Raw genomic sequence first — 204 nt, forward strand, 5'->3', positions numbered from 1 at the left:
GTTTGGCAAGCCGTGCTGGGGCTTGAGCAAGTTGGGATTAATGATAATTTCTTCCGCATTGGCGGTGATTCGATTAGTGCTATTCGTTTAAGCGCTGAAAGCCGAAAACGAACCAATCTAGACATTTCGTTAGCCCAATTTTTTGCGAGGCCAACCATAGCAGGGCTGGCGCTGGTGTTAAACGAGGACGTCCTTGTTATTCCT

Annotated in this window: 1 protein-coding gene; it reads left to right on the plus strand. The window is 47.5% G+C overall.

Annotated elements, in window-relative coordinates; genetic code table 11:
• Positions 1-204: phosphopantetheine-binding protein (locus Q0779_RS23965; RefSeq protein ID WP_298776783.1), on the plus strand; the 204-nt coding region annotated here is incomplete at both ends.

Source organism: uncultured Shewanella sp., from assembly GCF_947491715.1.
Classification (GTDB): domain Bacteria; phylum Pseudomonadota; class Gammaproteobacteria; order Enterobacterales; family Shewanellaceae; genus Shewanella.